A 25,669-nucleotide genomic window follows, 5' to 3' on the forward strand; every position below is an offset into this window, starting at 1 on the left:
CTATCGGGGGTTTTGTTTGTTCAGGGTCGGTCTTGGACCTTAGAACGGGATATCGTCATCAAAGCTGTCGAAATCCGGAGCCGGTTGCGGAGCAGCCTGTTGTGGCGCTGGGCGCGACTCACGCTGTGGCTGTTGGCTTGGCTGCGGACGCGACTGCTGTGGACGCGGTGCCGAGTTGGACATGCCGCCCTGGCCCTGTTGGTCGCCCTGTGGACGGCCGCCCAGCAGTTGCATGGTGCCTTGCATGTCGACCACGATTTCGGTGGTGTAACGCTTGATGCCGTCTTTTTCCCACTCACGGGTTTGCAGTTTGCCTTCGATGTACACCTGCGAACCTTTGCGCAGGTATTCACCGGCGATCTCTGCGACCTTGCCGAACAACGACACGCGGTGCCACTCGGTTTTCTCTTTGCGCTCGTTGGTCTGCTTATCGGTCCATTGCTCGCTGGTCGCCAGACTCAGGTTGGTCACAGCATTACCGTTAGGCAAGTAGCGAACTTCGGGATCTTGGCCGCAAGTACCGACCAATATGACTTTGTTAACCCCACGGGCCATAACGTTCTCCTAGGCTGGGCGCGCTGTCGGCACTGGGTTGACCAGTTGCTCGAGCGTCGCGCGATCCAATAATTCGGTGTCCAATTTGATGTAAATGGCCGCCTCTTCAGCGACCACCACTGCATCCGTTACCCCTACCACGGCCTTCAGGCGCTCGACCAGGCCGGCTTCGCGGATCGCCTCGGGCGATAGCGGCAAACGCAGGCTGGTGACGTAGGGAGGTTCGCGCATGGTAACAGCAAAGACCAGCCAAAGTGCAGCCAGCGCGGCGCATCCGAGGAACACAACCGACAAACCGCCATGCTGGAACATCCAGCCGCCCATGATGCCGCCCAACGCGGAGCCCAGGAACTGGCTGGTGGAATACACCCCCATGGCCGTGCCCTTACCGCCCGCCGGTGAAACTTTACTGATCAGCGACGGCAACGACGCTTCGAGCAGGTTGAACGCGGTGAAAAACACCACCGTGCCGATCACCAGTGCGCGCAGGCTGTCGCCGAACTGCCAGAAGAATAGTTCAGTGAGCATCAATGTCGCGACGGCGCCGAGTAAAACTCGTTTCATTTTGCGTTTCTTCTCGCCATAGATGATGAACGGGATCATGGCGAAGAACGAAATCAACAACGCAGTGAGGTAGACCCACCAGTGCTGTTCCTTGGGCAGCCCAGCTTTTTCCACCAGGGCCAGGGGCAAGGCGACGAAGCTGCACATCAGCATGGCGTGTAATACGAAGATACCTAAATCCAGACGCAGCAGGTCCGGGTGCTTGAGCGTCGGCAGCAACGCCTTGCGTGCAACGCCCGATTCACGGTGCGCCAGGGTGCCGGTGGAGCGCGGCACCATAAACGCCACGATCAGGATGCCAAACAACGCCATGCCGCCCGTGGCCAGGAACAGCCCATGCAAGCCGAACGCACGCGTGAGCAAGGGGCCCACCACCATGGCCACGGCAAACGACAGGCCGATGGTCATGCCGATCATCGCCATGGCCTTGGTGCGGTGTTGTTCGCGGGTCAGGTCCGAGAGCAGCGCCATCACGGCGGCGGAAATCGCACCGGCGCCCTGCAGGATGCGCCCGGCGATCACGCCCCAGATCGAATCGGACTGGGCCGCTAGCACACTGCCAAGGGCGAATACGATCAGCCCGAGATAGATCACCGGGCGACGGCCAATGCGGTCGGAAATAATCCCGAACGGGATCTGGAAAATTGCCTGGGTCAGGCCATAGGCGCCAATCGCCAGGCCGATCAAGGCGGGGGTCGCCCCTGCGAGATCCATCCCATAGGTGGCCAGCACCGGCAACACCATAAACATGCCCAGCATACGGAAGGCGAACACCAGGGCCAGACCGCTTGCCGCTCGGGTCTCGCCGCTACTCATGCGTTCGCTGTGGGGATCGTGCATGGAAAAACCTCGTGTGAACCGGCGGCGATTCTACCAGTCCCATCGATTGAGAGGGTATATGCGGCGCTTTGCCGCGCAGCTTTCATGTAAGGCTGCAAGCGGCGTTTTGACAGTGTATATTCATCCAGTCTTTAGCCGTATACTCCGGCATCATTTACGCCCGCCGTGCGAGGCCATCTTGGACAAGATCCTGATTCGTGGGGCTAGAACCCACAACCTGAAGAACATCGACCTGACCCTGCCCCGGGACAAACTGATCGTCATCACCGGCTTGTCCGGCTCCGGCAAATCGTCCCTGGCGTTCGACACGCTGTATGCCGAAGGTCAGCGTCGCTATGTGGAATCGCTGTCGGCCTACGCCCGGCAGTTCCTCTCGATGATGGAAAAGCCCGATGTCGACACCATTGAAGGCCTGTCGCCGGCTATTTCCATCGAGCAGAAGTCCACGTCCCACAACCCGCGCTCTACCGTGGGTACCATTACCGAGATCTACGACTACCTGCGCCTGCTGTACGCACGCGTGGGTATCCCCCGTTGCCCGGACCACGATATCCCCTTGGAAGCCCAGACCGTCAGCCAGATGGTCGACCTGGTGCTGGCCCAGCCCGAAGGCGCCAAGCTGATGCTGCTGGCGCCCGTCATTCGCGAGCGCAAGGGTGAACACCTGTCGGTCTTCGAAGAGCTGCGGGCCCAGGGCTTCGTGCGGGCGCGCATCAACGGCAAGCTCTATGAGCTGGACGAAGCGCCGAAGCTGGACAAGCAGAAAAAGCACTCCATTGATGTGGTGGTCGACCGATTCAAGGTGCGCGCCGACCTGCAGCAGCGTTTGGCGGAATCGTTCGAAACCGCGCTGAAGCTGGCCGATGGCATTGCCCTGGTAGCGCCGATGGATGACGAGCCGGGCGAAGAGATCATCTTCTCCGCGCGTTTCGCCTGCCCTATCTGTGGCCATGCCATCAGTGAGCTGGAACCCAAGCTGTTTTCCTTCAACAACCCGGCCGGCGCCTGCCCGACTTGCGACGGCCTGGGTGTGAAACAGTTTTTCGATATCAAGCGTCTGGTCAATGGCGAACTGACCTTGGCCGAGGGTGCGATACGTGGCTGGGACAGGCGTAATGTCTACTACTTCCAGATGCTTGGGTCATTGGCGTCCCACTACAAATTCAGCCTGGAAGTGCCATTCAACCAACTGCCGGCAGACCAGCAGAAAGTCATTCTCAATGGCAGCGGTTCACAGAATGTCGACTTCAAATACCTGAACGACCGCGGCGATATCGTCAAGCGCTCGCACCCGTTCGAAGGCATCGTGCCGAACCTGGAACGCCGCTACCGCGAAACCGAATCGGCGAGCGTGCGCGAGGAGCTGGCGAAATTCCTCAGCACACAGCCATGCCCGGATTGCCGTGGCACGCGCCTGCGCCGTGAAGCCCGGCATGTATGGGTAGGCGAGAAGACCCTGCCGGCAGTGACCAACCTGCCGATCGGCGATGCCTGTGAATACTTTGGCGTGCTGAAGCTGACCGGTCGTCGCGGGGAAATTGCCGACAAGATCCTCAAGGAAATTCGCGAGCGATTGCAGTTCCTGGTTAACGTGGGCCTGGACTATCTGTCGCTGGACCGCAGCGCCGACACCTTGTCCGGCGGTGAGGCGCAGCGCATTCGCCTGGCCAGCCAGATTGGCGCCGGCCTTGTGGGCGTGCTGTATATCCTCGACGAGCCGTCGATTGGCTTGCACCAACGGGACAATGACCGCTTGCTGGGCACGCTGAAACACCTGCGCGATATTGGCAATACCGTGATCGTGGTCGAGCATGATGAAGACGCTATCCGCCTGGCGGACTACGTGGTCGATATCGGCCCCGGCGCGGGCGTGCATGGTGGCCATATCGTTGCTGAAGGCACGCCTGCCGAGGTGATGGCACATCCTGATTCACTGACCGGCAAATACTTGTCCGGCCGTGTGAAGATTGAAGTACCCGCCAAGCGCACACCGCGTAACAAAAAGATGGCGCTGCATCTCAAGGGCGCGCGCGGGAACAACCTGCGCAATGTCGACCTGGAGATTCCGCTAGGCTTGCTGACCTGCGTGACCGGTGTTTCCGGTTCGGGCAAGTCGACGCTGATCAACAACACCCTGTTCCCACTGAGTGCCACCGCCCTGAACGGCGCGACCACCCTGGAAGCAGCGGCCCACGACAGCATCAAGGGCCTGGAGCATCTGGACAAGGTGGTCGACATCGACCAGAGCCCGATTGGACGTACGCCGCGTTCAAACCCAGCCACCTACACCGGGCTGTTTACGCCTATCCGCGAGTTGTTCGCTGGCGTGCCAGAGTCGCGCTCACGGGGTTATGGGCCGGGTCGGTTCTCGTTCAACGTCAAGGGTGGCCGCTGTGAAGCGTGCCAGGGCGATGGCCTGATCAAGGTGGAGATGCACTTCCTGCCGGACATCTACGTGCCGTGCGATGTGTGCAAGAGCAAGCGCTACAACCGCGAGACCCTGGAGATCAAGTACAAGGGCAAGAGCATCCACGAGACCCTGGAAATGACCATCGAGGAAGCTCGCGAGTTCTTCGACGCGGTGCCGGCGTTGGCGCGCAAGCTGCAGACGCTGATGGATGTGGGCCTGTCGTACATCAAGCTGGGGCAATCAGCGACCACGCTGTCGGGTGGCGAGGCGCAGCGGGTCAAGCTGTCTCGCGAGCTGTCCAAGCGCGATACCGGCAAAACCTTGTACATCCTCGACGAGCCGACCACTGGCCTGCACTTCGCGGATATTCAGCAGTTGCTGGACGTACTGCACCGCCTGCGAGACCACGGCAATACCGTGGTGGTGATCGAGCACAACCTTGATGTGATCAAGACTGCCGACTGGCTGGTAGACCTGGGGCCGGAAGGTGGTTCGAAGGGTGGCCAGATTATCGCAGTGGGCACTCCGGAGCAGGTTTCCGAAATGCCGCAGTCGCATACCGGTTACTACTTGAAACCGTTGCTGGAACGCGACCGGGCCTGATTTTTCAGGCCCAATAAAAAGCCCCTGTCACTTTGCAGTAACAGGGGCTTTTTTGTAACCGGGAATCAGAACTGCGATTGCAGGTAATTCTCCAGGCCGATCAGCTTGATCAGGCCCAACTGCTTTTCCAGCCAGTAGGTGTGATCTTCTTCGGTGTCATTCAACTGCACCCGCAGTATTTCCCGGGTGACATAGTCGTTGTGCTGCTCGCAAAGCTCGATGCCCTTGCAGAGTGCGGCACGGACCTTGTACTCAAGGCGAAGATCGGCAGCGAGCATGTCAGGCACTGTGGTACCCACATCCAGATCATCAGGACGCATACGCGGCGTGCCTTCGAGCATCAGAATGCGGCGCATCAGGGCATCAGCGTGCTGCGCCTCTTCTTCCATTTCGTGGTTGATACGCTCGTAGAGCTCGGTAAAGCCCCAGTCTTCGTACATACGCGAATGGATGAAATATTGGTCACGAGCTGCCAGTTCGCCCGTCAGCAACGTGTTGAGGTAATCGATTACGTCGGGGTGACCTTGCATCGCCCTACATCTCCCTGCTTGAAAGGCTGTAGTTTGAACCATGCTGACTTGAAGGTCACGGGACAAACGGCAGAAAAGTGAAGATTTTCAGGGAAAAGTAGCTTAAATAACGCAAAAACCGCCCAAATGAGGGCGGTTCTGCTTATCGTTTAGAGTCAGTTAAGCGATACACCCAGTGCCTTTGCGATTGCTTCTCCATAAGCCGGGTCGGCTTTATAGAAGTGCTGCAGTTGACGCTGGACCACGTCGCTGGAAACCCCAGCCATTGCGCCCGCGATGTTATTGGTGAGCAACGCTTTTTGCTCATCATTCATCAGACGGAACAGCGCACCGGCGTGGCTGTAGTAGTCCGTATCTTCGCGATGATCGTAGCGATCAGCGGCGCCGCTCAGGGCCAATGCTGGCTCTGCATATTGCGGAGCTTGTTTCGGTGCGTCGGCATAGCTGTTTGGCTCGTAGTTCGGAGCCGCCCCACCATTGCTGCCGAAAGCCATTGAGCCGTCACGCTGGTAGCTGTTAACCGGGCTACGTGGTGCGTTCACCGGCAGTTGCTGGTGGTTGGTGCCCACACGGTAGCGGTGAGCATCGGCGTAGGCGAACACCCGACCTTGGAGCATACGGTCTGGCGACAGGCCAACGCCTGGAACCATGTTGCTTGGGCCAAATGCAGCCTGCTCGACTTCTGCGAAGTAGTTCTGCGGATTACGATTGAGCTCCAACTCACCCACTTCAATCAACGGGAATTCTTTTTGCGACCAGGTCTTGGTCACGTCAAACGGGTTCTCGTAATGGGCGTTCGCCTGGGCCTCGGTCATGATCTGGATGCACACGCGCCACTTGGGGAAGTCACCGCGCTCGATTGCGCCAAACAGATCGCGCTGGGCGTAGTCAGGATCAGTACCCGCCAAGCGGGCAGCCTCGGCCGGCGCCAGGTTCTTGATGCCTTGCTTGGTCTTGTAGTGCCACTTCACCCAATGACGCTCGCCCTGGGCGTTGATCAGGCTGTAAGTGTGGCTGCCGAAACCGTGCATGTGACGGTAGCCGTCTGGAATGCCACGGTCCGAAAACAGAATGGTGACCTGATGCAACGCCTCTGGGGAGTGCGACCAGAAATCCCACATCATCTGCGCGCTTTTCAAGTTGCTTTGGGGCAGACGCTTCTGGGTGTGGATAAAGTCCGGGAATTTCAGCGGGTCACGGATAAAGAACACCGGGGTGTTGTTACCGACGATGTCCCAGTTGCCTTCTTCGGTGTAGAACTTCAAGGCGAAGCCACGTGGATCGCGCTCAGTATCAGCCGAACCACGTTCACCGCCTACGGTGGAGAAACGCAGGAACGTAGGCGTCTGCTTGCCAACGGACTCGAACAACTTGGCGCTGGTGTACTGGGTAATGTCTTTTGTCACGGTAAAGGTACCGAAGGCACCCGAACCTTTGGCGTGCACGCGACGCTCAGGGATATTTTCACGGTTGAAGTGAGCAAGCTTCTCGATCAGGTGGAAATCGTCGAGCAGCAATGGGCCACGTGGGCCGGCGGAACGTGAGTTCTGATTGTCCGCAACGGGCGCGCCGCTGGCGGTGGTAAGGACTTTATTCTGGCTCATGCGCATCTTCCTCAGGTCGGGCTTTGAACTGCCGGCTAATCGGCTTGGAGGGAGTATTGACCATCCACATGACACCTACAAATTCATTAAATTGTAGGCTTCAATAGAAAATAACTACCAACATACCCAACGCTCATAGTGAGGCGTGTCGCTTGAGGATTCTTGTACGCAGCACGCTTTTGTTACGCGCACAAAAAACCGGGCACTAGGCCCGGTTTTTCGTTGCAGCTTGTCGTCTTACTCGGCGCTTACAGCTTCGCCGGCAGTAGCACGATCAACCAACTCGACGTACGCCATAGGCGCGTTATCGCCAGCGCGGAAACCGCACTTGAGGATGCGCAGGTAGCCACCCTCACGGGTAGCGTAACGCTTGCCCAGGTCGTTGAAGAGCTTACCAACGATAGCTTTCGAACGAGTACGGTCGAAAGCCAGACGGCGGTTAGCCAGGCTGTCTGTCTTGGCCAAAGTGATCAGCGGCTCAGCAACGCGACGCAGTTCTTTAGCTTTCGGCAGTGTAGTTTTGATCAGCTCGTGCTCGAACAGCGACACCGCCATGTTTTGGAACATGGCCTTGCGGTGCGAGCTGGTACGGCTCAGGTGACGACCACTTTTACGATGACGCATGGTTCATTCCTTACCAAACTCACGTTCGGTGATTACGACGATCAGGCAGTCGCCTTGTCGTCCTTCTTAAGACTTGCAGGCGGCCAGTTGTCGAGGCGCATGCCGAGGGACAGACCGCGGGAGGCCAGAACGTCCTTGATTTCAGTCAAGGATTTCTTGCCCAGGTTCGGAGTCTTCAACAGTTCTACTTCGGTGCGCTGGATCAGGTCACCGATGTAGTAAATGTTTTCCGCCTTAAGGCAGTTAGCCGAACGTACAGTCAGTTCCAGATCGTCAACCGGGCGAAGCAGGATCGGATCGATCTCGTCTTCCTGCTCGATTACCACTGGTTCGCTGTCACCTTTGAGGTCGACGAACGCAGCCAACTGCTGTTGCAGAATGGTTGCAGCGCGGCGGATAGCCTCTTCAGGATCCAGGGTACCGTTGGTTTCCAGATCAATAACCAGCTTGTCCAGGTTAGTACGCTGTTCGACACGGGCGTTTTCCACCACGTATGCGATACGGCGAACCGGGCTGAACGAAGAGTCAAGCTGCAAGCGACCAATGCTGCGGCTTTCGTCTTCATCGCTCTGACGCGAGTCGGCCGGTTCATAACCACGACCACGAGCTACAGTGAGCTTCATGTTCAGGGCGCCGTTAGACGCCAGGTTAGCGATTACGTGATCGGGGTTAACGATCTCGACATCATGATCCAGCTGAATATCGGCAGCGGTAACCACCCCCGAACCCTTCTTCGACAAGGTCAGCGTAACTTCGTCACGGCCGTGCAGCTTGATAGCCAGACCTTTAAGGTTCAACAGGATTTCAATTACGTCTTCCTGTACACCTTCGATGGCGCTGTACTCGTGGAGCACACCGTCAATCTCGGCCTCGACTACTGCACAGCCGGGCATTGAGGACAACAGGATGCGGCGCAGCGCGTTGCCCAGGGTGTGGCCAAAACCACGCTCGAGAGGCTCGAGAGTAATTTTGGCGCGGGTTGGACTGACAACCTGCACATCAATGTGGCGGGGTGTCAGGAACTCATTTACCGAAATCTGCATGGATGCACCTATTTTCTAGCCCTTACTTGGAGTAGAGCTCGACAATCAGGCTTTCGTTGATGTCGGCGGACAGATCACTGCGAGCAGGAACGTTCTTGAAAACGCCCGACTTCTTCTCAGTGTCTACTTCTACCCATTCTACGCGGCCACGTTGGGCACACAGATCGAGAGCTTGGACAATGCGAAGTTGGTTTTTTGCTTTCTCGCGAACTGCGACCACGTCACCAGCACGAACCTGGTAGGACGGAACGTTTACGGTCTGACCGTTAACGCTGATCGACTTGTGCGATACCAGCTGACGGGATTCGGCACGAGTCGAACCAAAGCCCATACGGTATACAACGTTGTCCAGACGGCATTCGAGCAGTTGCAGCAGGTTTTCACCGGTTGCACCTTTCTTGCCAGCAGCTTCTTTGTAGTAGCCGCTGAACTGACGCTCGAGAACGCCGTAGATACGACGGACCTTCTGCTTTTCACGCAGTTGGGTGCCGTAGTCGGACTGGCGACCGCGGCGTTGGCCGTGGATACCAGGTGCTGCTTCAATGTTGCACTTCGATTCGATCGCGCGCACGCCGCTCTTCAGGAAGAGATCGGTGCCTTCGCGACGAGCGAGTTTGCATTTTGGACCAATGTAACGAGCCATTCTTTACAATCTCCTGGATTACACGCGGCGCTTCTTCGGCGGACGGCACCCGTTGTGCGGGATTGGCGTCACGTCGGTGATGCTGGCGATCTTATAGCCACAGCCGTTCAAAGCACGGACAGCAGACTCACGACCTGGACCTGGACCTTTGACGTTAACGTCGAGGTTTTTCAGGCCATATTCCAGCGCAGCTTGACCAGCACGTTCAGCAGCTACTTGAGCAGCAAACGGAGTGGACTTGCGGGAACCGCGGAAACCCGAACCACCGGAGGTAGCCCAAGAAAGCGCGTTACCTTGACGGTCGGTGATGGTCACGATGGTGTTGTTAAAAGATGCATGGATGTGGGCGATGCCATCAACCACTGTCTTTTTAACTTTTTTACGAGGACGAGCAGCAGGTTTTGCCATGATAATTTTCCTGTCGATTCGCTGGGGCGATTACTTGCGGATCGGCTTACGCGGACCTTTACGGGTACGCGCGTTAGTCTTGGTACGCTGACCGCGTACTGGAAGACCACGACGATGACGCAGACCGCGATAGCAACCGAGGTCCATCAAACGCTTGATTTTCATGTTGATTTCGCGACGCAGGTCACCTTCAGTGGTGAACTTCGCCACTTCGCCACGCAGCTGTTCAATCTGCTCGTCGCTCAGATCCTTGATCTTAGCGGCTGGGTTTACCCCAGCGACCGCGCAAATTTTCTGCGCAGTAGTGCGACCAACACCATAGATGTAGGTCAGCGAGATAACAGTGTGCTTGTTATCTGGAATGTTAACGCCTGCAATACGGGCCATTCAGTGGGACTCCAATTGACAGCTACCTACGCCCCGGAAGCCAAGAAATAGGGCGCGAGATAATATCGCTGTAATAACAAATAATCAACCCGGCAGCGCACTAGCTGCCGGGCTTCAAGCGGATCACACTCAGCCTTGGCGCTGTTTGTGACGCGGTTCCGCGCTGCAAATTACTCGAACAACACCTTCGCGGCGAATAATCTTGCAGTTACGGCACAGCTTTTTCACCGATGCACGAACTTTCATCACCAACTCCTCGAACCTTATGGGGTACTCAGCGCAACATGCCGCTGCCGTAGCCCTTCAGGTTGGCTTTCTTCATCAGGGATTCGTACTGGTGCGAAACGAGGTGCGATTGTACTTGGGACATGAAGTCCATCACAACCACGACCACGATCAGCAACGAGGTCCCGCCAAGGTAGAACGGAACGTTTGCTGCAACCACCAGGAACTGGGGCAACAGGCACACGGCCGTCATATATAGAGCACCGAACAGGGTCAAACGAGTCAGAACGCCATCAATGTAGCGTGCCGACTGCTCACCTGGACGGATGCCCGGAATAAAGGCACCGGACTTCTTCAGGTTTTCCGCTACGTCTTTCGGATTGAACATCAACGCCGTATAGAAGAAGCAGAAGAAAATAATCCCTGCACTAAACAGCAGAATATTCAACGGCTGACCAGGAGCGATCGACTGAGAGAGGTCCTGCAGCCAGCCCATATTTTCAGACTGACCAAACCAGGTACCCAACGAAGCCGGAAACAGCAAGATGCTGCTCGCGAAAATTGCCGGAATAACACCGGCCATATTCACTTTCAGCGGCAAGTGGCTGGTCTGCGCAGCAAAGACCTTACGGCCCTGCTGACGCTTGGCGTAGTGAACAGCAATACGACGCTGGCCACGCTCAATGAACACCACAAAACCGATAATCGCTACTGCCAGCAAACCGATGGCAACCAAGGCGAAGATATTGATATCACCCTGACGCGCAGACTCGAAAGACTGCCCGATTGCTCTCGGAAGACCGGCGACGATACCTGCGAAAATCAACATCGAGATACCGTTGCCAACACCACGCTCAGTAATCTGCTCACCCAGCCACATCATGAACATCGCACCAGCCACAAACGTGGATACTGCGACGAAATGGAAGCCAAAGTCACCAGTGAACGCAACGCCCTGCCCGGCCAAGCCAACGGACATGCCGATAGCTTGAACCAGGGCGAGGACGACAGTGCCGTAGCGGGTGTACTGGCTAATCTTGCGACGGCCAGCTTCACCTTCCTTCTTCAACTGCTCCAGCTGCGGGCTGACGGCTGTCATCAGCTGCATGATGATCGATGCCGAGATGTACGGCATGATCCCCAGTGCAAAGATGCTCATCCGCTCCAGCGCGCCGCCGGAAAACATGTTGAACAAGCTAAGAATGGTCCCCTCATTCTGTCGAAACAGGTCTGCGAGTCGGTCCGGGTTGATACCTGGAACCGGGATGTGTGCGCCTATTCGGTAGACGATAATCGCCAGGAACAGAAAACGCAGACGAGCCCAAAGTTCAGACATACCGCCTTTGCCGAGCGCTGAGAGAGCACCTTGCTTAGCCATTTATTCCTCGAACTTGCCGCCAGCTGCTTCGATAGCCGAACGCGCACCTTTGGTGGCGCCGATTCCCTTGCCGATAGTGACAGCGCGAGTCACTTCACCGGACAGCATGATTTTCACACGCTGTACGTTGACGTTGATCACGTTGGCATCTTTCAGGGTCTGCACAGTAACGATGTCGCCTTCCACTTTAGCCAGCTCGGACAGACGCACTTCTGCGCGGTCCATGGCTTTCAGGGATACGAAACCGAACTTAGGCAGGCGACGATGCAGCGGCTGTTGACCGCCTTCAAAGCCTGGAGCAATGGTGCCACCGGAGCGGGAGGTTTGACCCTTGTGGCCACGGCCACCGGTCTTACCCAAACCACTACCGATACCACGGCCCGGACGATGCTTTTCGCGACGGGAACCCGGCGCTGGACTCAGATCATTGAGTTTCATCGATTAACCCTCTACACGCAGCATGTAGTAAGCCTTGTTGATCATCCCGCGATTCTCGGGAGTATCCTGGACTTCTACAGTGTGACCGATGCGACGCAGACCCAAACCTTTAACGCACAATTTGTGGTTAGGGATGCGGCCGGTCATGCTTTTGATCAGCGTTACTTTAACGGTAGCCATGATCAGAAGATCTCCTTGACAGTCAGACCACGCTTGGCAGCGATGGACTCAGGAGATTGCATAGCCTTCAGACCCTTGAAAGTGGCGTGAACCACGTTTACCGGGTTAGTCGAGCCGTAGCACTTGGCCAGAACGTTCTGAACGCCAGCAACTTCGAGGACAGCACGCATAGCGCCGCCAGCGATGATACCGGTACCTTCAGAAGCAGGCTGCATGTACACCTTCGAAGCGCCGTGAGCGGACTTCATTGCGTACTGCAGAGTGGTGCCGTTCAGATCAACTTGGATCATGTTGCGACGAGCAGCTTCCATTGCCTTCTGGATCGCAGCAGGCACTTCACGTGACTTGCCACGGCCGAAGCCAACACGCCCTTTACCATCACCCACCACGGTCAACGCGGTGAAAGTGAAGATACGGCCGCCTTTAACGGTTTTGGCTACGCGGTTAACTTGAACCAGCTTCTCAATGTAGCCTTCGTCGCGCTTTTGGTCGTTATTTGACATAACTTAGAACTCCAGCCCAGCTTCACGAGCAGCATCAGCCAGCGCTTTCACGCGACCGTGGTACTTGAAGCCAGAGCGGTCGAAAGCCACTTGCGAGACGCCAGCGGCCTTAGCACGCGTAGCGACCAGCTGGCCAACCTTTGTGGCCGCGTCGATGTTGCCAGTGGCACCATCACGCAGTTCTTTATCCAAAGTCGAGGCGCTTGCCAGGACTTTGTTGCCGTCGGCCGAGATGACCTGGGCGTAGATGTGCTGCGACGAGCGGAACACGCAGAGACGCACGACTTCGAGTTCGTGCATTTTCAGGCGTGCTTTGCGAGCGCGACGCAGTCGAGTAACTTTTTTGTCGGTCATTTGCTATGCCCTACTTCTTCTTGGCTTCTTTACGACGGACGACTTCGTCCGCGTAGCGCACACCTTTGCCTTTGTACGGCTCTGGTGGACGGAAGTCGCGGATCTCAGCGGCCACTTGACCTACCAGCTGCTTATCGATGCCCTTGATCAGGATATCGGTCTGGCTAGGAGTCTCAGCAGTGATGCCCGCTGGCAGTTCGTAATCCACTGGGTGCGAGAAGCCAAGGGCAAGGTTCAAAACCGTGCCTTTTGCTTGCGCTTTGTAACCAACACCGACCAGCTGGAGCTTACGCTCGAAGCCTTGGCTTACGCCTTGGACCATGTTGTTTACCAACGCACGCGTGGTACCGGCCATTGCGCGAGTTTGTTGATCGCCATTGCGAGCAGCGAAACGCAGCTCACCAGCTTCTTCAACGATCTCAACGGACGAATGGATGTTCAGTTCAAGAGTACCCTTGGCACCCTTCACCGAAAGCTGTTGGCCTGCGAATTTGACTTCGACACCGGCTGGCAGCTTAACGGGGTTCTTAGCGACGCGAGACATGCTTATCCCCCCTTAGAACACAGTGCAAAGAACTTCGCCGCCGACACCGGCAGCGCGCGCAGCACGATCCGTCATCACACCTTTGTTGGTGGAGACGATAGACACGCCCAGACCGCCACGAACTTTCGGCAGATCTTCAGCGGACTTGTACTGACGCAGGCCTGGACGGCTAACGCGCTTCACTTCCTCGATGACCGAACGGCCTTCGAAGTACTTCAGCTCGATGGACAGCAGTGGTTTGATTTCGCTGCTGATCTGATAACCCGCAATGTAGCCTTCGTCTTTCAGGACTTTGGCAACAGCTACCTTCAACTTGGAAGATGGCATGCTTACGACGGACTTTTCAGCCATCTGGGCATTACGGATACGAGTTAGCATGTCCGCTAACGGGTCCTGCATACTCATGGGCTAGACGCTCCTAATACAAAAAAATTAGCCTTGCGGCTACATATGTCGCCGAGAATCTCCGAGCACAAAAAACACGGGCTCAGGCGAGCCGCGTATTTTAGACATACTCCAGAAATGAAACAAGCCCCAAAAGGGGCTTGATCCAGATTCAAGGTCACCGGTGGTCAGTATCTTGCGATTCCGACCACCCGGACGTTGAAAGTACTTACCAGCTGGCTTTAACCAGACCTGGTACGTCACCACGCATTGCCGCTTCACGCAGTTTGTTACGGCCGAGGCCGAACTTGCGGTAAACGCCGTGTGGACGACCGGTCAGGCGGCAGCGGTTACGCATGCGCGAAGCGCTTGCGTCACGTGGCTGCTTCTGCAGAGCAACTGTCGCTTCCCAACGCGCTTCTGGACTTGCGTTCAGATCAACGATGATTGCTTTCAGTGCTGCACGCTTCTTGGCGTACTTGGCAACCGTGAGCTGACGCTTCAGCTCGCGGTTTTTCATGCTCATCTTGGCCATGGTCCTACTCCAATCAGTTGCGGAACGGGAATTTGAAAGCACGCAACAGGGCGCGACCTTCATCATCGTTCTTGGCAGTGGTGGTCAGGGTGATGTCCAGACCGCGGAGAGCATCGATCTTGTCGTAGTCGATTTCCGGGAAGATGATCTGCTCTTTCACGCCCATGCTGTAGTTACCACGACCATCGAAGGACTTGGCATTCAGGCCGCGGAAGTCGCGGACCCGAGGCAGGGAGATCGACAGCAGACGATCCAGGAATTCGTACATACGCTCACGGCGCAGAGTCACTTTGACGCCGATCGGCCAACCTTCACGGACTTTAAAGCCAGCGATGGATTTCCGAGCGTAAGTCACAACGACTTTCTGACCGGTGATCTTTTCCAGGTCGGCAACAGCGTGCTCGATGACTTTTTTGTCGCCGATCGCTTCGCCCAGACCCATGTTCAGGGTGATTTTGGTGACGCGCGGAACTTCCATCACGTTCCCGAGCTTAAGTTCTTCCTTAAGCTTAGGGGCGATTTCCTTCCGGTAAATCTCTTGTAGTCGTGCCATGGTCTAATCTACCTAGCAGTGTTCAAGCATCAACCGCTTTTTGGGTCGACTTGAAGACACGAATTTTCTTACCGTCTTCTACTTTGAAACCAACGCGGTCAGCCTTGTTGGTTTCGCCGTTGAAGATGGCGACGTTAGAAGCATCCAGCGGAGCTTCTTTCTCGACGATACCGCCCTGCACGCCCGACATCGGGTTAGGCTTGGTATGACGCTTGACCAGGTTCAGACCACCGATAACCAGACGGTTATTAGCGAGAACCTTAAGCACCTTACCGCGCTTACCTTTGTCTTTGCCGGCGATCACGATGATCTCGTCGTCACGACGAATCTTTTGCATGTCGGATCTCCTTACAGCACTTCTGGGGCGAGCGAGACGATCTTCATGAACTTCTCAGTACGAAGTTCACGGGTCACTGGCCCAAAGATACGGGTGCCGATCGGCTCTTGCTTGTTGTTCAGAAGAACAGCAGCGTTGCCATCAAAGCGGATAATGGAGCCATCAGCACGACGTACGCCGTGACGAGTGCGGACTACAACAGCAGTCATCACTTGGCCTTTTTTCACCTTACCGCGAGGAATTGCTTCCTTCACGGTAACTTTGATGATGTCACCGATACCAGCGTAACGACGATGGGAGCCACCCAGCACCTTGATGCACATAACACGGCGAGCGCCGCTGTTATCGGCCACATCGAGCATGGATTGAGTCTGAATCATATAATTTCTCCGACCCCTAGTCCTTAGACTTCCACAGCGCGTTCGAGAACATCAACCAGTGCCCAAGACTTGGTCTTGGCCATCGGACGAGTTTCACGAATAGTGACTTTGTCGCCGATGTGGCACTGATTGGTTTCGTCGTGCGCGTGCAGCTTAGTCGAACGCTTAACATATTTACCGTAGATCGGGTGCTTAACGCGACGCTCGATCAAAACGGTGATGGTTTTGTCCATCTTGTCGCTGACAACACGGCCAGTCAGCGTACGGACAGTCTTTTCGGCTTCAGCCATGATCACTTACCTGCCTGCTGGTTGAGCACAGTCTTCACGCGAGCGATGTCACGCTTAACTTGCGAGAGCAGATGAGACTGCCCCAACTGGCCAGTTGCTTTCTGCATACGCAGATTGAACTGGTCGCGCAGCAGGCCGAGCAGTTGCTCGTTCAGCTGCTGTGCGGATTTTTCACGAAGTTCATTCGCTTTCATCACATCACCGTCCGTTTAACAAAGGAGGTGGCGAGCGGCAGCTTTGCAGCAGCCAGGGCGAAAGCCTCACGCGCCAGCTCTTCAGAAACACCCTCGATTTCATACAGGACTTTGCCTGGCTGAATCTGGGCTACCCAGTATTCCACGTTACCCTTACCTTTACCCATCCGAACCTCGAGAGGCTTTTTGGAGATCGGCTTGTCCGGGAATACACGGATCCAGATCTTGCCGCCACGTTTTACGTGACGGGTCAGAGCACGACGCGCTGACTCGATCTGACGAGCGGTGAGACGACCACGAGCTACAGACTTCAGCGCGAACTCGCCGAAGCTGACTTTGCTACCGCGCTGAGCCAGACCACGGTTGTGGCCTGTCATCTGCTTGCGGAACTTCGTACGCTTAGGTTGCAACATTTGGCGTACCCCTTACTTAGCAGCTTTTTTACGAGGCGCTGGTGCTTGTGGTTTCAGTTCTTCTTGGCGACCACCAATTACTTCGCCTTTGAAGATCCAAACCTTTACACCGATCACACCGTAAGTGGTGTGAGCTTCGTAGTTGGCATAGTCGATGTCGGCACGCAGGGTGTGCAGTGGCACACGACCTTCGCGATACCATTCAGTACGTGCGATTTCAGCACCGCCGAGACGACCGCTCACTTGGATTTTGATGCCTTTGGCACCAATGCGCATGGCGTTCTGTACGGCGCGCTTCATAGCGCGACGGAACATTACGCGACGCTCCAGCTGCTGAGCTACGCTCTGCGCAACCAGCATACCGTCGAGCTCCGGCTTGCGGATCTCTTCGATATTGATGTGCACAGGCACACCCATTTGCTTGGTCAGGTCCTGACGCAGTTTCTCAACATCTTCACCTTTCTTCCCGATAACGATACCTGGACGAGCGGTGTGGATGGTGATACGTGCAGTTTGGGCCGGACGATGGATATCGATACGGCTTACGGACGCGCTTTTTAGTTTGTCTTGGAGATACTCACGCACCTTCAGATCAGCGAACAAGTAGTCCGCATAAGTCCGACCGTCTGCGTACCAGACGGAGGTGTGCTCCTTGACGATTCCCAGGCGAATGCCAATGGGATGTACTTTCTGACCCATCTCTTCGACTCCGTTACTTGTCAGCAACCTTGACAGTGATATGGCAAGACCGCTTGACGATGCGATCAGCACGGCCTTTGGCACGTGGCATGATGCGCTTCAGCGAACGCCCTTCGTTGACGAAAACGGTGCTGACCTTCAGGTCATCAACGTCTGCGCCTTCGTTATGCTCGGCGTTGGCTACGGCCGACTCCAGCACTTTCTTCATGATCTCGGCGGCTTTCTTACTGCTGAAAGCCAACAGGTTGAGCGCTTCGCCCACCTTCTTCCCGCGGATCTGGTCGGCGACCAAGCGGGCTTTCTGGGCGGAGATTCGAGCGCCCGACAACTTAGCGGCTACTTCCATTTCCTAACCCCTTAACGCTTGGCTTTCTTGTCTGCCACGTGCCCACGATAAGTGCGGGTACCGGCAAACTCGCCCAGTTTGTGGCCGACCATGTCTTCGTTAACGAGAACTGGGACGTGTTGACGACCGTTGTGTACTGCGATGGTCAGACCGACCATTTGTGGCAGGATCATCGAACGACGCGACCAGGTTTTAACTGGTTTGCGATCGTTCTTTTCCGCCGCCACTTCGATCTTCTTCAGTAGGTGAAGATCAATAAAAGGACCTTTTTTCAGAGAACGTGGCACTGTCGTATCCCTCTATTTACTTGCGACGACGGACGATCATTTTGTCGGTACGCTTATTACCACGAGTCTTCGCGCCCTTAGTCGGGAAGCCCCATGGCGATACCGGATGACGACCACCAGAGGTACGACCTTCACCACCACCGTGTGGGTGGTCAACCGGGTTCATGGCAACACCACGAACGGTTGGGCGAACGCCACGCCAGCGTTTGGCACCAGCTTTACCCAACGAACGCAGGCTGTGCTCGGAGTTCGAGACTTCGCCCAGGGTCGCACGGCATTCAGCCAGTACTTTACGCATCTCACCAGAACGCAGACGCAGGGTCACGTAGACACCTTCACGAGCGATCAGCTGAGCCGAAGCACCAGCGGAACGAGCGATCTGTGCGCCTTTACCTGGCTTCAATTCGATGCCGTGTACGGTGCTACCAACTGGAATGTTACGCAGTTGCAGAGCGTTGCCCGGCTTGATCGGTGCCAGAGCACCTGCGATCAGCTGGTCGCCAGCACTCACGCCTTTAGGGGCGATGATGTAGCGACGCTCGCCATCTGCGTACAGCAGCAGAGCGATGTGAGCAGTACGGTTTGGATCGTATTCGATACGCTCGACAGTGGCAGCGATGCCATCTTTGTCGTTGCGACGGAAGTCGACCAGACGATAATGCTGCTTATGGCCACCACCGATGTGACGAGTGGTAATGCGACCATTGTTGTTACGACCACCAGACTTCGATTTTTTCTCGAGCAGCGGTGCGTGAGGAGCGCCTTTATGCAGCTCCTGGTTGACCACCTTGACCACAAAACGGCGGCCAGGGGAAGTCGGTTTGCATTTAACGATTGCCATGATGCACCCCTTCCTTACTCAGCACTGCTGCTGAAATCGAGATCTTGGCCTGGCTGAAGGGAGATAACTGCCTTCTTCCAGTCATTACGCTTGCCCAGACCGCGAGCAGTGCGCTTGCTCTTACCCAGAACATTCAGGGTAGTAACACGCTCTACTTTCACGCTGAACAGGCTTTCGACGGCCTTCTTGATTTCCAGCTTGGTTGCGTCAGTTGCAACCTTGAAAACGAACTGGCCTTTCTTGTCAGCCAGAACCGTAGCCTTTTCGGAAACGTGCGGGCCAAGCAGAACTTTAAATACGCGTTCCTGGTTCATCCCAGCAGCTCCTCGAATTTCTTCACGGCCGACACGGTGATCAACACCTTGTCGTATGCGATCAGACTAACTGGATCGGAACCTTGCACGTCACGTACATCAACGTGTGGCAGGTTGCGAGCAGCCAGGTACAGGTTCTGATCAACAGCTTCGGACACGATCAAAACGTCGGTCAGGCTCATGTTGTTCAGTTTGCCCAGCAGATCTTTGGTTTTTGGACTTTCAACAGCGAAGTCCTGAACCACGACCAGACGATCAGTACGCACGAGTTCAGCAAGGATGGAGCGCAGTGCTGCGCGGTACATCTTCTTGTTGAGCTTCTGAGAGTGATCCTGTGGACGAGCTGCGAAAGTGGTACCGCCGCCACGCCAGATTGGGCTACGGATAGTACCGGCACGAGCACGGCCAGTGCCTTTCTGACGCCAAGGGCGCTTACCGCCACCACGTACGTCGGAACGGGTCTTTTGCTGCTTGCTACCTTGACGGCCGCCGGCCATGTAGGCCACGACTGCTTGGTGAACGAGCGTCTCGTTGAATTCGCCGCCAAATGTCAGTTCGGAAACTTCGATCGCTTGAGCGTCATTTACATTTAATTGCATGTCAGCTTCCCCTTAACCGCGAGCCTTGGCCGCTGGACGTACAACCAGGTTGCCGCCAGTAGCGCCAGGAACAGCACCCTTGACCAACAACAGATTGCGTTCAGCGTCGACGCGCACTACTTCGAGGGACTGCACGGTCACGCGCTCAGCGCCCATATGACCGGACATTTTTTTGCCCTTGAATACACGACCAGGAGTCTGGCACTGGCCAATAGAGCCCGGGACGCGGTGGGAAACGGAGTTACCGTGAGTGTTGTCTTGACCACGGAAATTCCAACGCTTGATCGTACCCTGGAAGCCTTTACCTTTGGACTGACCGGTTACATCAACCAGTTGACCAGCGGCGAAGATTTCAGCGTTGATCAGATCGCCAGCCTGGTAGTCGCCGTCTTCAAGACGGAACTCCATGACAGTACGACCAGCTGCAACGTTTGCTTTAGCGAAGTGACCTGCTTGAGCAGCAGTCACGCGCGAAGCACGACGCTCGCCGACAGTGACTTGCACTGCACGATAGCCATCGGTTTCTTCAGTTTTGAACTGGGTGACGCGATTCGGTTCGATCTCAATGACCGTGACCGGAATGGAGACACCTTCTTCGGTGAAAATACGGGTCATACCGCATTTACGACCGACTACACCAATAGTCATGTTGTAAACCTCATGAGTGTACGGGGCTTTCACCCGCTATGGCCGCCCATTTCAGAGCGTTACACGACTAAGACCCAAGTCTTAGCCGAGGCTGATCTGTACTTCCACACCGGCCGCCAGATCGAGCTTCATAAGTGCATCAACGGTTTTATCCGTTGGCTGGACGATGTCCAGTACGCGCTTATGAGTACGGATCTCGTACTGGTCACGCGCGTCTTTGTTGACGTGCGGGGAGACCAGAACGGTGAACCGCTCTTTACGGGTAGGCAGTGGAATTGGACCACGCACTTGAGCACCAGTACGTTTCGCGGTTTCCACGATTTCCTGGGTGGATTGGTCGATCAGGCGATGGTCAAAAGCCTTCAACCTGATACGGATTTGCTGATTTTGCATTGGATTTCAGACTCCGGCTGCTATTCCCACCGGGCGCAATACGCCCGTTAAAAGGAGGCGCAATTCTATAGACGCCCTAGATAGGTGTCAACCCAATAAAAAAGCCCCCGCTAAGCGGGGGCTTTCTCAAAACATCAAAGCTCACTCAAAAGAGAGATTACTCGATGATTTTAGCTACAACGCCAGCACCAACGGTACGGCCGCCTTCACGGATTGCGAAACGCAGACCGTCTTCCATAGCGATGGTTTTGATCAGGGTGACAACCATTTTGATGTTGTCGCCTGGCATTACCATTTCTACGCCTTCCGGCAGTTCGCAGTTACCAGTCACGTCAGTAGTACGGAAGTAGAACTGTGGACGGTAGCCTTTGAAGAACGGAGTGTGACGACCGCCTTCTTCTTTGCTCAGCACGTACACTTCAGCTTCGAACTTGGTGTGCGGCTTAACCGAACCTGGCTTGACCAGAACCTGGCCACGCTCAACGTCGTCACGCTTGGTACCACGCAGCAGAACGCCGCAGTTCTCGCCAGCACGACCTTCGTCGAGCAGCTTACGGAACATTTCAACACCGGTGCAGGTGGTGACGGTAGTGTCACGCAGACCAACGATTTCCAGTGGATCTTGTACCTTAACGATACCGCGCTCGATACGACCAGTTACAACAGTACCGCGACCGGAGATCGAGAATACGTCTTCGATTGGCATCAGGAACGGCTTGTCGATAACACGGACTGGATCTGGGATGTAGCTGTCCAGAGTCTCAACCAGTTTACGAACGGACGTGGTGCCCATTTCGTTATCGTCTTTGCCTTCCAGAGCCATACGAGCAGAACCGATGATGATCGGAGTGTCGTCACCTGGGAAGTCGTAAGTGCTCAGCAGATCGCGCACTTCCATCTCAACCAGTTCCAGCAGCTCAGCGTCGTCTACCAGGTCAGCCTTGTTCAGGTAAACCACGATGTACGGAACGCCAACCTGACGGGACAGCAGGATGTGCTCACGGGTTTGTGGCATCGGACCATCAGCGGCCGAGCAAACCAGGATTGCGCCGTCCATCTGGGCAGCACCGGTGATCATGTTCTTCACATAGTCAGCGTGACCTGGGCAGTCAACGTGAGCGTAGTGACGGATCAGCGAGTTGTATTCAACGTGCGCGGTGTTGATGGTGATACCACGAGCTTTCTCTTCTGGCGCGCTGTCGATTTTATCGAAATCAACGATTGCGGAACCGAATACTTCGGAGCAAACGCGAGTCAGAGCAGCAGTCAGAGTGGTTTTACCGTGGTCAACGTGACCGATGGTGCCAACGTTGACGTGCGGTAGGGAACGATCAAATTTTTCTTTAGCCACGACAATTAACTCCTTGCCTAAAGGACTGAATCAGCCTTGTTTTTTGGATACAGTTTCAGCGATGTGCGCCGGAGCTGTGTTGTATTTTTTGAATTCCATAGAGTAGCTTGCGCGACCCTGGGACATGGAACGAACGTCGGTCGCATAACCGAACATCTCGCCCAACGGAACCTCGGCGCGAATCACTTTGCCGGAAACCGTGTCTTCCATACCCAAGATCATGCCGCGACGACGGTTAAGGTCGCCCATGACATCACCCATATAGTCTTCAGGTGTAACAACTTCTACCGCCATGATTGGCTCAAGCAACTCACCACCGCCCTTCTGGGCCAGTTGCTTGGTTGCCATGGAAGCAGCCACCTTAAACGCCATCTCGTTGGAGTCGACGTCGTGGTAAGAACCGTCAAAAACGGTTGCTTTCAGGCCGATCAGCGGATAGCCGGCAACAACACCGTTCTTCATCTGCTCTTCGATACCCTTCTGGATAGCAGGGATGTATTCCTTAGGAACAACACCACCTACTACTTCGTTCACGAATTGCAGACCTTCCTGACCTTCGTCAGCAGGAGCAAAACGGATCCAGCAGTGACCGAACTGACCACGACCGCCGGACTGACGAACGAACTTGCCTTCGATTTCACAGTTCTTCGTGATGCGCTCACGATAGGAAACCTGAGGCTTACCGATGTTGGCTTCGACGTTGAACTCACGGCGCATCCGGTCAACCAGGATGTCCAGGTGCAGCTCGCCCATGCCGGAGATGATCGTTTGACCAGTCTCTTCATCAGTCTTGACGCGGAAAGATGGATCTTCCTGAGCAAGTTTGCCCAGAGCGATACCCATTTTTTCCTGGTCATCCTTGGTCTTAGGCTCTACGGCAACCGAAATAACCGGCTCCGGGAAGTCCATGCGAACCAGGATGATTGGCTTGGCAGCGTCGCACAAAGTCTCACCAGTGGTGACGTCCTTCATGCCGATCAGGGCCGCGATGTCACCAGCGCGTACTTCCTTGATCTCTTCACGGGCGTTTGCGTGCATTTGCACCATACGACCCACGCGCTCTTTCTTGCCTTTAACCGAGTTGATCACGCCGTCGCCGGAGGCCAACACGCCCGAGTAAACGCGGACGAAGGTCAAAGTACCCACGAATGGGTCGGTAGCGATCTTGAACGCCAGAGCCGAGAACGGCTCGTTGTCATCGGCGTGACGCTCCATTTCTTCTTCCTCGTTATCAGGGTTGGAACCCTTGATAGCAGGAATGTCGGTTGGAGCAGGCAGGTAGTCGATAACGGCATCGAGAACCAGGGGAACACCCTTGTTCTTGAACGAGGAACCGCAAACAGCCAAGACGATCTCACCAGCGATAGTACGCTGACGCAGAGCGGCCTTGATTTCCACGTTGGTGAGCTCTTCACCTTCGAGGTATTTGTTCATCAGCTCTTCGCTGGCTTCGGCAGCAGCCTCAACCATGTTGTTGCGCCACTCGTCAGCCAGTTCCTGAAGCTCTTCAGGGATAGGCTTACGAACAGGAACCATACCTTTGTCGGAATCATTCCAGTAAACAGCTTCCATGTTGATCAGATCGATCTGACCCTGGAAGTTGTCTTCGGAACCGATAGCCAACTGGATAGGCACCGGAGTGTGACCCAGACGCTGCTTGATCTGACCGATCACGCGCAGGAAGTTGGCACCAGCACGGTCCATCTTGTTTACATAAACAAGACGTGGAACACCGTACTTGTTGGCTTGACGCCATACGGTTTCCGACTGAGGCTCAACACCCGAGGTGCCGCAGAACACAACGACAGCGCCGTCGAGTACGCGCAGGGAACGCTCAACTTCAATGGTGAAGTCTACGTGGCCCGGGGTATCGATTACGTTGAAGCGATGCTCGTCTTTGTACTGCTTCTCGGAACCTTTCCAGAAGGCGGTAATAGCAGCAGAAGTAATGGTAATACCACGCTCCTGCTCCTGAACCATCCAGTCTGTGGTCGCGGCGCCGTCATGCACCTCGCCCATTTTGTGACTTTTGCCGGTGTAAAACAGTACGCGCTCGGTGGTGGTGGTTTTACCAGCATCCACGTGAGCGACGATACCGATGTTACGGTAGCGGCTAATCGGAGTAGTACGAGCCATAAAGCCCTCGCAAAATTAGTGAAGCTAAAATTAGAAGCGGTAGTGCGAGAAAGCTTTGTTGGCTTCAGCCATACGGTGCACGTCTTCACGCTTCTTAACAGCAGCACCTTTACCTTCAGCAGCGTCCAACAGTTCGCCGGCCAAACGCAGAGCCATAGACTTCTCGCCGCGCTTACGGGCGAAGTCTACCAACCAGCGCATTGCCAGAGCGTTACGACGGGACGGGCGAACTTCAACCGGAACCTGGTAAGTAGCACCGCCTACACGGCGCGACTTCACTTCGACCAGCGGAGCGATGGCGTCGAGAGCTTTCTCGAAGATTTCCAGGGGGTCGCTGTTCTTGCGTTCTTTAACCTTTTCCAGCGCGCCATAAACGATACGCTCGGCAACGGCTTTCTTGCCGCTTTCCATCACGTGGTTCATGAACTTGGCCAGAATTTGGCTTCCGTATTTTGGATCGTCAAGCACTTCGCGCTTGGCTGCTACGCGTCTTCTTGGCATGGATAAGCCCTCAAACGGTCTTCAGGTTCGCTCGGAATCGGTGCCCTTTCGGGACGCCTCCGACCTTACTCTTATCGACTCAGAAAATAAGATGATTCAGGTTTACAAAAAGCCGCTACTACTTAGGCTTCTTGGTACCGTACTTCGAACGACCCTGGTTACGACCTTTAACGCCGGAAGTATCCAAAGAACCGCGTACGGTGTGATAACGAACACCTGGCAAGTCTTTTACACGACCGCCGCGGATCAGTACCACGCTGTGCTCTTGCAGGTTGTGGCCTTCACCGCCGATGTACGAGGAAACCTCGAAACCGTTGGTCAGACGCACACGGCATACTTTACGCAGTGCCGAGTTAGGTTTTTTCGGCGTGGTGGTATACACACGGGTGCATACGCCACGACGTTGCGGGCAGTTCTGCAGCGCAGGTACGTCGGATTTCTCGACGATACGCTTACGCGGCTGACGTACCAGCTGGTTGATAGTTGCCATCTACTAGCTCCACTGTTGTCTTGCGACGCTATTGTCTTGCAAGAAAAGCAAAATGGCAGGAACGAATTCCCGCCAAATTTAGGGGTACAAGAGTCTAAAGAGGATCTTGTCCCCAGTCAAGGCAAGGCCCCGACCTCCCCTCGCG

At 55.5% G+C, this 25,669-nt stretch carries 37 protein-coding genes; 1 reads left to right on the forward strand and 36 read right to left on the reverse strand.

Annotated elements, in window-relative coordinates; all coding sequences use genetic code 11:
- Nucleotides 1–39: 39 nt before the first annotated feature.
- Entirely contained in the window at nucleotides 40–555 is a 516-nt protein-coding gene (locus MF6394_RS23725; protein ID WP_003194626.1) for a single-stranded DNA-binding protein, read from the reverse strand.
- A 9-nt stretch (nucleotides 556–564) separates the two neighbouring features.
- Nucleotides 565–1,959, reverse strand: a complete 1,395-nt coding sequence (locus MF6394_RS23730; RefSeq protein ID WP_034133877.1) for an MFS transporter — start codon at nucleotides 1,957–1,959, stop codon at nucleotides 565–567.
- Nucleotides 1,960–2,137: 178 nt separating this feature from the next.
- On the opposite strand from MF6394_RS23730, the gene uvrA reads away from it, so the two are divergent.
- Nucleotides 2,138–4,972: an excinuclease ABC subunit UvrA gene (gene uvrA / locus MF6394_RS23735; protein WP_003194630.1), complete on the forward strand. Its 2,835-nt coding sequence runs from the start codon at nucleotides 2,138–2,140 to the stop codon at nucleotides 4,970–4,972.
- 65 nt (nucleotides 4,973–5,037) lie between these two features.
- Here uvrA and bfr read toward each other — a convergent pair whose 3' ends face one another.
- The 34 genes from bfr to rpsL all read right to left on the reverse strand — a co-directional run bounded on the left by bfr (nucleotide 5,038) and on the right by rpsL (nucleotide 25,524).
- Complete coding sequence (gene bfr, locus MF6394_RS23740; RefSeq protein WP_003176400.1) at nucleotides 5,038–5,502, reverse strand: bacterioferritin; 465 nt, start codon at nucleotides 5,500–5,502, stop codon at nucleotides 5,038–5,040.
- Nucleotides 5,503–5,657: 155 nt separating this feature from the next.
- Nucleotides 5,658–7,106: a catalase gene (locus tag MF6394_RS23745; protein WP_044269390.1), complete on the reverse strand. Its 1,449-nt coding sequence runs from the start codon at nucleotides 7,104–7,106 to the stop codon at nucleotides 5,658–5,660.
- 237 nt (nucleotides 7,107–7,343) lie between these two features.
- On the reverse strand, nucleotides 7,344–7,730 hold the full coding sequence (gene rplQ, locus MF6394_RS23750; protein WP_003176402.1) for a 50S ribosomal protein L17: 387 nt from the start codon (nucleotides 7,728–7,730) through the stop codon (nucleotides 7,344–7,346).
- A gap of 41 nt (nucleotides 7,731–7,771) precedes the next feature.
- The gene (locus MF6394_RS23755) at nucleotides 7,772–8,773 is read right to left on the reverse strand and encodes a DNA-directed RNA polymerase subunit alpha (protein WP_003176403.1); all 1,002 of its coding nucleotides are present in this window, start codon (nucleotides 8,771–8,773) and stop codon (nucleotides 7,772–7,774) included.
- 22 nt (nucleotides 8,774–8,795) lie between these two features.
- Nucleotides 8,796–9,416 (reverse strand): 30S ribosomal protein S4, encoded by a 621-nt coding sequence (gene rpsD, locus MF6394_RS23760; protein ID WP_003176404.1) that lies wholly within the window; start codon nucleotides 9,414–9,416, stop codon nucleotides 8,796–8,798.
- 18 nt (nucleotides 9,417–9,434) lie between these two features.
- Nucleotides 9,435–9,824, reverse strand: coding sequence for a 30S ribosomal protein S11 (rpsK, locus tag MF6394_RS23765; protein WP_002555466.1), 390 nt, complete (start codon nucleotides 9,822–9,824; stop codon nucleotides 9,435–9,437).
- 30 nt (nucleotides 9,825–9,854) lie between these two features.
- Nucleotides 9,855–10,211, reverse strand: coding sequence for a 30S ribosomal protein S13 (gene rpsM, locus MF6394_RS23770; protein ID WP_003194635.1), 357 nt, complete (start codon nucleotides 10,209–10,211; stop codon nucleotides 9,855–9,857).
- Between the two features lie 129 nt (nucleotides 10,212–10,340).
- On the reverse strand, nucleotides 10,341–10,457 hold the full coding sequence (rpmJ, locus tag MF6394_RS23775) for a 50S ribosomal protein L36 (RefSeq protein ID WP_002555468.1): 117 nt from the start codon (nucleotides 10,455–10,457) through the stop codon (nucleotides 10,341–10,343).
- Between the two features lie 28 nt (nucleotides 10,458–10,485).
- Entirely contained in the window at nucleotides 10,486–11,814 is a 1,329-nt protein-coding gene (secY, locus tag MF6394_RS23780) for a preprotein translocase subunit SecY (RefSeq protein WP_003194637.1), read from the reverse strand.
- A complete protein-coding gene (gene rplO / locus MF6394_RS23785) occupies nucleotides 11,815–12,252 on the reverse strand; it encodes a 50S ribosomal protein L15 (RefSeq protein ID WP_003176407.1) in 438 nt (145 codons plus the stop codon).
- A 3-nt stretch (nucleotides 12,253–12,255) separates the two neighbouring features.
- Nucleotides 12,256–12,432, reverse strand: a complete 177-nt coding sequence (rpmD, locus tag MF6394_RS23790) for a 50S ribosomal protein L30 (protein WP_003176408.1) — start codon at nucleotides 12,430–12,432, stop codon at nucleotides 12,256–12,258.
- A 2-nt stretch (nucleotides 12,433–12,434) separates the two neighbouring features.
- On the reverse strand, nucleotides 12,435–12,935 hold the full coding sequence (gene rpsE / locus MF6394_RS23795; RefSeq protein WP_003176409.1) for a 30S ribosomal protein S5: 501 nt from the start codon (nucleotides 12,933–12,935) through the stop codon (nucleotides 12,435–12,437).
- A gap of 3 nt (nucleotides 12,936–12,938) precedes the next feature.
- Nucleotides 12,939–13,289: a 50S ribosomal protein L18 gene (gene rplR, locus MF6394_RS23800; protein ID WP_003186037.1), complete on the reverse strand. Its 351-nt coding sequence runs from the start codon at nucleotides 13,287–13,289 to the stop codon at nucleotides 12,939–12,941.
- Between the two features lie 10 nt (nucleotides 13,290–13,299).
- Nucleotides 13,300–13,833 carry a 50S ribosomal protein L6 gene (rplF, locus tag MF6394_RS23805; RefSeq protein ID WP_003194640.1) on the reverse strand — a complete coding sequence of 178 codons (534 nt, stop codon included), beginning with the start codon at nucleotides 13,831–13,833 and terminating at the stop codon, nucleotides 13,300–13,302.
- Between the two features lie 12 nt (nucleotides 13,834–13,845).
- Complete coding sequence (gene rpsH / locus MF6394_RS23810) at nucleotides 13,846–14,238, reverse strand: 30S ribosomal protein S8 (protein WP_003176413.1); 393 nt, start codon at nucleotides 14,236–14,238, stop codon at nucleotides 13,846–13,848.
- Nucleotides 14,239–14,446: 208 nt separating this feature from the next.
- Nucleotides 14,447–14,752, reverse strand: coding sequence for a 30S ribosomal protein S14 (rpsN, locus tag MF6394_RS23815; protein ID WP_003176414.1), 306 nt, complete (start codon nucleotides 14,750–14,752; stop codon nucleotides 14,447–14,449).
- 13 nt (nucleotides 14,753–14,765) lie between these two features.
- Complete coding sequence (gene rplE / locus MF6394_RS23820; RefSeq protein WP_003194642.1) at nucleotides 14,766–15,305, reverse strand: 50S ribosomal protein L5; 540 nt, start codon at nucleotides 15,303–15,305, stop codon at nucleotides 14,766–14,768.
- 22 nt (nucleotides 15,306–15,327) lie between these two features.
- Complete coding sequence (rplX, locus tag MF6394_RS23825) at nucleotides 15,328–15,642, reverse strand: 50S ribosomal protein L24 (RefSeq protein WP_003176416.1); 315 nt, start codon at nucleotides 15,640–15,642, stop codon at nucleotides 15,328–15,330.
- Nucleotides 15,643–15,653: 11 nt separating this feature from the next.
- Nucleotides 15,654–16,022: a 50S ribosomal protein L14 gene (rplN, locus tag MF6394_RS23830; protein ID WP_002555479.1), complete on the reverse strand. Its 369-nt coding sequence runs from the start codon at nucleotides 16,020–16,022 to the stop codon at nucleotides 15,654–15,656.
- Between the two features lie 23 nt (nucleotides 16,023–16,045).
- On the reverse strand, nucleotides 16,046–16,312 hold the full coding sequence (gene rpsQ / locus MF6394_RS23835) for a 30S ribosomal protein S17 (RefSeq protein WP_003194644.1): 267 nt from the start codon (nucleotides 16,310–16,312) through the stop codon (nucleotides 16,046–16,048).
- A 2-nt stretch (nucleotides 16,313–16,314) separates the two neighbouring features.
- A complete protein-coding gene (rpmC, locus tag MF6394_RS23840; protein ID WP_002555481.1) occupies nucleotides 16,315–16,506 on the reverse strand; it encodes a 50S ribosomal protein L29 in 192 nt (63 codons plus the stop codon).
- A complete protein-coding gene (gene rplP / locus MF6394_RS23845) occupies nucleotides 16,506–16,919 on the reverse strand; it encodes a 50S ribosomal protein L16 (protein ID WP_003176421.1) in 414 nt (137 codons plus the stop codon). The genes rpmC and rplP overlap by 1 nt, the downstream gene beginning before the upstream one ends.
- A gap of 12 nt (nucleotides 16,920–16,931) precedes the next feature.
- Nucleotides 16,932–17,618 (reverse strand): 30S ribosomal protein S3, encoded by a 687-nt coding sequence (gene rpsC / locus MF6394_RS23850; RefSeq protein WP_003176422.1) that lies wholly within the window; start codon nucleotides 17,616–17,618, stop codon nucleotides 16,932–16,934.
- A gap of 13 nt (nucleotides 17,619–17,631) precedes the next feature.
- Nucleotides 17,632–17,964, reverse strand: a complete 333-nt coding sequence (gene rplV / locus MF6394_RS23855) for a 50S ribosomal protein L22 (RefSeq protein WP_003103908.1) — start codon at nucleotides 17,962–17,964, stop codon at nucleotides 17,632–17,634.
- 11 nt (nucleotides 17,965–17,975) lie between these two features.
- A complete protein-coding gene (gene rpsS / locus MF6394_RS23860; protein WP_002555486.1) occupies nucleotides 17,976–18,251 on the reverse strand; it encodes a 30S ribosomal protein S19 in 276 nt (91 codons plus the stop codon).
- Between the two features lie 16 nt (nucleotides 18,252–18,267).
- On the reverse strand, nucleotides 18,268–19,092 hold the full coding sequence (gene rplB / locus MF6394_RS23865) for a 50S ribosomal protein L2 (RefSeq protein WP_003186055.1): 825 nt from the start codon (nucleotides 19,090–19,092) through the stop codon (nucleotides 18,268–18,270).
- Nucleotides 19,093–19,106: 14 nt separating this feature from the next.
- Nucleotides 19,107–19,406, reverse strand: coding sequence for a 50S ribosomal protein L23 (gene rplW / locus MF6394_RS23870; protein ID WP_002555488.1), 300 nt, complete (start codon nucleotides 19,404–19,406; stop codon nucleotides 19,107–19,109).
- Entirely contained in the window at nucleotides 19,403–20,005 is a 603-nt protein-coding gene (gene rplD, locus MF6394_RS23875; protein ID WP_003176424.1) for a 50S ribosomal protein L4, read from the reverse strand. Before rplD ends, rplW begins: the two co-directional genes overlap by 4 nt.
- A 12-nt stretch (nucleotides 20,006–20,017) precedes the next feature.
- A complete protein-coding gene (gene rplC / locus MF6394_RS23880) occupies nucleotides 20,018–20,653 on the reverse strand; it encodes a 50S ribosomal protein L3 (RefSeq protein ID WP_003194649.1) in 636 nt (211 codons plus the stop codon).
- An 81-nt stretch (nucleotides 20,654–20,734) separates the two neighbouring features.
- A complete protein-coding gene (gene rpsJ, locus MF6394_RS23885) occupies nucleotides 20,735–21,046 on the reverse strand; it encodes a 30S ribosomal protein S10 (RefSeq protein ID WP_003186070.1) in 312 nt (103 codons plus the stop codon).
- A gap of 157 nt (nucleotides 21,047–21,203) precedes the next feature.
- Nucleotides 21,204–22,397 (reverse strand): elongation factor Tu, encoded by a 1,194-nt coding sequence (gene tuf, locus MF6394_RS23890; RefSeq protein ID WP_003176426.1) that lies wholly within the window; start codon nucleotides 22,395–22,397, stop codon nucleotides 21,204–21,206.
- Between the two features lie 30 nt (nucleotides 22,398–22,427).
- Nucleotides 22,428–24,533, reverse strand: a complete 2,106-nt coding sequence (fusA, locus tag MF6394_RS23895; protein WP_003194651.1) for an elongation factor G — start codon at nucleotides 24,531–24,533, stop codon at nucleotides 22,428–22,430.
- 30 nt (nucleotides 24,534–24,563) lie between these two features.
- Nucleotides 24,564–25,034, reverse strand: coding sequence for a 30S ribosomal protein S7 (gene rpsG, locus MF6394_RS23900; protein WP_002555493.1), 471 nt, complete (start codon nucleotides 25,032–25,034; stop codon nucleotides 24,564–24,566).
- 118 nt (nucleotides 25,035–25,152) lie between these two features.
- A complete protein-coding gene (rpsL, locus tag MF6394_RS23905; protein ID WP_002555494.1) occupies nucleotides 25,153–25,524 on the reverse strand; it encodes a 30S ribosomal protein S12 in 372 nt (123 codons plus the stop codon).
- Nucleotides 25,525–25,669: the final 145 nt, after the last annotated feature.

Origin of the sequence: Pseudomonas sp. MF6394 (assembly GCF_002018845.1) — a bacterium.
GTDB lineage: Bacteria > Pseudomonadota > Gammaproteobacteria > Pseudomonadales > Pseudomonadaceae > Aquipseudomonas > Aquipseudomonas lactis.

Coding starts and splice junctions, on each gene's coding strand:
- MF6394_RS23725 (WP_003194626.1), bottom strand. CDS start 555: ATGGCCCGTGGGGTTAACAAAGTCATATTGGTCGGTACTTGCGGCCAA.
- MF6394_RS23730 (WP_034133877.1), bottom strand. CDS start 1,959: ATGCACGATCCCCACAGCGAACGCATGAGTAGCGGCGAGACCCGAGCG.
- bfr (WP_003176400.1), bottom strand. CDS start 5,502: ATGCAAGGTCACCCCGACGTAATCGATTACCTCAACACGTTGCTGACG.
- MF6394_RS23745 (WP_044269390.1), bottom strand. CDS start 7,106: ATGAGCCAGAATAAAGTCCTTACCACCGCCAGCGGCGCGCCCGTTGCG.
- rplQ (WP_003176402.1), bottom strand. CDS start 7,730: ATGCGTCATCGTAAAAGTGGTCGTCACCTGAGCCGTACCAGCTCGCAC.
- MF6394_RS23755 (WP_003176403.1), bottom strand. CDS start 8,773: ATGCAGATTTCGGTAAATGAGTTCCTGACACCCCGCCACATTGATGTG.
- rpsD (WP_003176404.1), bottom strand. CDS start 9,416: ATGGCTCGTTACATTGGTCCAAAATGCAAACTCGCTCGTCGCGAAGGC.
- rpsK (WP_002555466.1), bottom strand. CDS start 9,824: ATGGCAAAACCTGCTGCTCGTCCTCGTAAAAAAGTTAAAAAGACAGTG.
- rpsM (WP_003194635.1), bottom strand. CDS start 10,211: ATGGCCCGTATTGCAGGCGTTAACATTCCAGATAACAAGCACACTGTT.
- rpmJ (WP_002555468.1), bottom strand. CDS start 10,457: ATGAAAGTTCGTGCATCGGTGAAAAAGCTGTGCCGTAACTGCAAGATT.
- secY (WP_003194637.1), bottom strand. CDS start 11,814: ATGGCTAAGCAAGGTGCTCTCTCAGCGCTCGGCAAAGGCGGTATGTCT.
- rplO (WP_003176407.1), bottom strand. CDS start 12,252: ATGAAACTCAATGATCTGAGTCCAGCGCCGGGTTCCCGTCGCGAAAAG.
- rpmD (WP_003176408.1), bottom strand. CDS start 12,432: ATGGCTACCGTTAAAGTAACGCTGATCAAAAGCATGACCGGCCGCATC.
- rpsE (WP_003176409.1), bottom strand. CDS start 12,935: ATGTCAAATAACGACCAAAAGCGCGACGAAGGCTACATTGAGAAGCTG.
- rplR (WP_003186037.1), bottom strand. CDS start 13,289: ATGACCGACAAAAAAGTTACTCGACTGCGTCGCGCTCGCAAAGCACGC.
- rplF (WP_003194640.1), bottom strand. CDS start 13,833: ATGTCTCGCGTCGCTAAGAACCCCGTTAAGCTGCCAGCCGGTGTCGAA.
- rpsH (WP_003176413.1), bottom strand. CDS start 14,238: ATGAGTATGCAGGACCCGTTAGCGGACATGCTAACTCGTATCCGTAAT.
- rpsN (WP_003176414.1), bottom strand. CDS start 14,752: ATGGCCAAGATGAGCATGAAAAACCGCGAGCTGAAGCGTCAGCTCACG.
- rplE (WP_003194642.1), bottom strand. CDS start 15,305: ATGGCACGACTACAAGAGATTTACCGGAAGGAAATCGCCCCTAAGCTT.
- rplX (WP_003176416.1), bottom strand. CDS start 15,642: ATGCAAAAGATTCGTCGTGACGACGAGATCATCGTGATCGCCGGCAAA.
- rplN (WP_002555479.1), bottom strand. CDS start 16,022: ATGATTCAGACTCAATCCATGCTCGATGTGGCCGATAACAGCGGCGCT.
- rpsQ (WP_003194644.1), bottom strand. CDS start 16,312: ATGGCTGAAGCCGAAAAGACTGTCCGTACGCTGACTGGCCGTGTTGTC.
- rpmC (WP_002555481.1), bottom strand. CDS start 16,506: ATGAAAGCGAATGAACTTCGTGAAAAATCCGCACAGCAGCTGAACGAG.
- rplP (WP_003176421.1), bottom strand. CDS start 16,919: ATGTTGCAACCTAAGCGTACGAAGTTCCGCAAGCAGATGACAGGCCAC.
- rpsC (WP_003176422.1), bottom strand. CDS start 17,618: ATGGGTCAGAAAGTACATCCCATTGGCATTCGCCTGGGAATCGTCAAG.
- rplV (WP_003103908.1), bottom strand. CDS start 17,964: ATGGAAGTAGCCGCTAAGTTGTCGGGCGCTCGAATCTCCGCCCAGAAA.
- rplB (WP_003186055.1), bottom strand. CDS start 19,092: ATGGCAATCGTTAAATGCAAACCGACTTCCCCTGGCCGCCGTTTTGTG.
- rplW (WP_002555488.1), bottom strand. CDS start 19,406: ATGAACCAGGAACGCGTATTTAAAGTTCTGCTTGGCCCGCACGTTTCC.
- rplD (WP_003176424.1), bottom strand. CDS start 20,005: ATGCAATTAAATGTAAATGACGCTCAAGCGATCGAAGTTTCCGAACTG.
- rplC (WP_003194649.1), bottom strand. CDS start 20,653: ATGACTATTGGTGTAGTCGGTCGTAAATGCGGTATGACCCGTATTTTC.
- rpsJ (WP_003186070.1), bottom strand. CDS start 21,046: ATGCAAAATCAGCAAATCCGTATCAGGTTGAAGGCTTTTGACCATCGC.
- fusA (WP_003194651.1), bottom strand. CDS start 24,533: ATGGCTCGTACTACTCCGATTAGCCGCTACCGTAACATCGGTATCGTC.
- rpsG (WP_002555493.1), bottom strand. CDS start 25,034: ATGCCAAGAAGACGCGTAGCAGCCAAGCGCGAAGTGCTTGACGATCCA.
- rpsL (WP_002555494.1), bottom strand. CDS start 25,524: ATGGCAACTATCAACCAGCTGGTACGTCAGCCGCGTAAGCGTATCGTC.